The following is a 3571-nucleotide window of genomic DNA, read 5'->3' as shown; positions in this document are numbered from 1 at the left end:
GGGGTCGCGGTCAGCCGGACCGGGCGGCACGCAGATCCGGCCGATCTCCACGAGGCCGTACCCGCCGTCTCTCGCCAGTACGGACGCCGCGGCGGCGAGTGCGGCCGGATTGTCGTACCGGCACAGCGCGGGCGGGTCGCCGTCGCCCGGGCCACCGGCGGGCGGGCAGGCGGCCGCCAGTGCCGACTTGATCGTTTCCTCCAGCGGCAACCCTCCGATGAGGTGACGGGCGGCCAGCGCGCCGAGCCCCGCGCACAGCACCAGCGCCGGTTCGCCGACCACCGACCGCCACCACCGTCCCAGACCGATCTGGGCCAGCACGGTGAGCACCCGAGCCGTGGCCCGGTCACCCGCGACCCCCGCACCCGTCGTAGCCACGGCCAGGTCGACGCCGGTCTCAGCGGCCACAAGGGGCGCTGCCTCGGCGAGGAGCCGGCGGACCGGATCGCTGCCGGCGAGGGAAGCCATGACGGGCCAGGCGTCACCGGCGCCCAGGCACCACGCCGTTCGTGCGGTGACGGCCGCTCGTCCGGCCCGCACGCCGGGCCCGGTCCGGCCGGACGCCAGCCGGCGCAGTGCCGCGGCGAGGTCCTCGCCGGTGCGGCCGACCACCGCCCCTCGGTGCGCGAGGTGCGAGCGCCGCCGCGCCGCGGTGTAGGCGACGTCGGCCGGCGTGACCGCCGCTTCACCCCGTTCCAGCCGATCCGCGAGCAGGACCGCCAGCGCGCGCGACGCCGCCTCGTCGTGGGCCGAGATCGGGACCAGCACAGGTTGCGGCTGGTGGCACGGCGCGGAAACGCCGCCGTCGCCCGGTGGGTCGATCAGGACCAGGTGGATGTTGCCACCGCTCTGGGCCGGCGCGCTGACGCCGGCGACCCGCGGCTCGACCACGGGGTCGGACAGAACCACGTGGGCGTTGCTGCCACCCTGGGCGAACGCGCTGACGCCGGCGACCCGCGGCTCGGCGCCACGTGGCCACGGGCGCGTGGCACTGGGGATGACGATCGCCGACGGAAGGGTGCCGAGGTCGGGGTGGGGCCTGGTGAAGTGCAGGTTCCCGGGGATCTCCCCATGGTGCAGGCACAGCACCGTCTTGATCAGCCCGATCATGCCGGACGCGGCGAACAGGTGCGACACGTTCGTCTTGACGGCCCCCACCACCAGCGGACGGTCGACCGGCCTGCCGGGCAGCAACTCGGCCGCGAGCGCGCTCAGCTCGGCCGCGTCGCCCAGGGAGGTCCCGGTGCCGTGACTCTCCACGTACGTCGCGGTCCGAGCCGGGACCCCGGCGTCGTCGTACGCCGCGCGGATGTCCGCGCGCTGCGCGGAGACGGCGGGGATTCCGTATCCAGGCCCGCCCCCGTTGTGGTTGATCGCGCTGCCGCGCAGAACGGCGAGCACGCGGTCACCGTCCCGCTCCGCTTCGGCCAGGCGTTTGAGCACCACCACGCCACAGCCCTCGCCGATTCCGTAGCCGTCTGCACTGGCGTCGAAGGTCCGGCACCGGCCGTCCGGCGACAGCGTGCCCGACTCGGCGATGCCGGCGCCCGAGTGTTCGGCCATCATCAGGTTGACCGCTCCGACCAGTGCCGCATCGCACTCACGCGCCCGCAGGCTCCGTACGGCCATGTGCGTCGCCAGCAGGGCCGACGAACAACCGGCGTCGACGGTCAGGCTTGGGCCGCGCACACCCAGGAAGTAGGACATCCGGGCGCAGGCGGTGCTGTGGGAGTTGTTGACGACGGCGTGGTCGTGCCGTGGCGCCGTACCCAGCCGGGAGACACCCACCTGCCAGTAGTCGTGCGTGCCGAGAGTCAGGAAGACGCCCGTCGCGCTGCCCCGTACGGCCTCCCTCGGCATGCCGGCGTGCTCCAGGGCCTCCCAGGCCGTCTCCAGCAGGAGCCGCTGCTGCGGGTCGATGACGGCGGCCTCGCCCGGCGCGATGCCGAAGAACTCGTTGTCGAACCGGTCGACGTCATCCAGGTAAGCGCCGGGAAGCCCGGTCAGGTAACCGTCGGGCGGTACGCCGGGCTCGGCCGTCCTCCGGTCGAGCACGCCGACCAGGTCGGTGCCGTCCCGCAGAGCGCGCCAGAACTCGGCGGCTCCCCGGATCCGGCCGGGCAGGCGGCACCCGATCCCCACCACGGCGATCGGCACGGCACGGTCCTGCTCTGCGCGCTCGAGGCGGCCCTCCAGATCCTCGATGGTCGCCAGCGCGCGACCGAGCAACTCCCGGTGCGCCGGATCGATGTCCATACCAGTCCCTCCCCTCGCTGCCCGGGCCACCGGACGCCGCCGGTCAGCGGAGCCGCTCCAGCTTCTCGGCCAGCCTCCTGATCAGTTCGTCCTGTTCCTCCAGCGGGCCGTGCCCGTACGGCTCCGCTCCCGCCTCAGCGCGATGGGGCGCGTCCTCCCGCCTGGGCCCGCGCGGTGCGACCGTCGTCCCGGGGTCGCCCGGACCACCGAACGACTGGGGCGGCGACTCGGAATCGGCCGACACGGCATCCGGACGGCCGAAGGACGTGGCCAGTGGCCCGGGGCCGGCCGACACGGTGCCGGGACCGTAATAGGGCATCGCCGGCGGTTCGGCCAGGGCGACGGCCAGTTCCTCGACGGTCGGGTATTCGAAGACGAGGGTCGGCGGCACCTCGCGGCTGAGGCGTCCCTCGATCCTGCTGCGTAGTTCGACGCTCATCGCCGAGTCCAGCCCGAGTTCGAACAGGCCGACCCGCGTGTCGATCTCCTCCGGATCGTCGATCCGCAGTACGGCGGCGAGCTCCGCGCGCAGCATCCGGCGCAGGTCATCGACACCTTCGAGGCGGGCCGGGCGATCGGCCCCCGCGGCCCCGTCCACACCGTCAAGGCGGGCCAGGCGATCGGCTCCCGGGGTCCCGTTCGCGCCGGGGGCCATATCCGCCGTGCCAGTGAGTACAGCTGGCACCGAACCGGTGACCGGAACGGCGCCGCCGCGGATCGGTGCCGGACTCTCGCCCGGCGGCCCGGTCGCCGGCTCGGCCGCCACCGGCCCAGCCATACCCCCCACCGGCCCAACCGTGCCCGTCACCAGCTCAGCCGTGCCCGTGACCGGCCAGGCGGTTTCAGCCACAGAGGGAGCCGAATCAGCCACCGACCGAGCTGTGCCCGCCACCAGCCCAGCCGTATCCGTCACCAACCGAGCTGTGCCCGCGACCGAGTCGAGCACAGGGACGGCCCGGCCGGACCGGTAGGTGGCCGCGAGCACCGGCCAGTCGACGGCCGCCACGGCGCGGTGGGTCACGTCGCCGGCGAGCAACGAGCCGAGGATCGCCAGACAGGCGTCCGGCGGCATGGGGCGGAACCCGTCGTCGCCGACGAGGTCGACGTCGAGCGAGTCCGGCATGCCCCAGGCGCCCCAGCCGACGCTCAGCGTCTGATCACCGGTACGGGAGCGCTCGTGTGCCAGGGCGTCCAGGAAGCCGTTGGCCGCGGCGTAGTGCCCGCCCAGCCGCCATCCCAGGCACGCCGCCGCCGAGGAGAAGTAGACAAGACGGGACACACTACGCCCGGTGCACAGCCGGTGCAGCAGCCAGCC

At 74.0% G+C, this 3571-nt stretch carries 2 protein-coding genes; both read right to left on the bottom strand.

Features of this window, described 5'->3' with window-relative positions; genetic code table 11:
* Window positions 1-2256, bottom strand: a 2256-nt coding sequence (locus AB0J09_RS59480; protein ID WP_360712384.1) for a beta-ketoacyl synthase N-terminal-like domain-containing protein, incomplete at its 3' end; no start/stop codon positions are given.
* Window positions 2257-2299: 43 nt separating this feature from the next.
* Window positions 2300-3571: KR domain-containing protein (locus AB0J09_RS59475; RefSeq protein WP_360712382.1), on the bottom strand; the 1272-nt coding region annotated here is incomplete at its 5' end.

Origin of the sequence: Nonomuraea sp. NPDC049784, assembly GCF_040659615.1 — a bacterium.
In the GTDB taxonomy this organism is placed as follows: domain Bacteria; phylum Actinomycetota; class Actinomycetes; order Streptosporangiales; family Streptosporangiaceae; genus Nonomuraea.
This window is presented reverse-complemented; position numbering and strand designations above follow the sequence as displayed.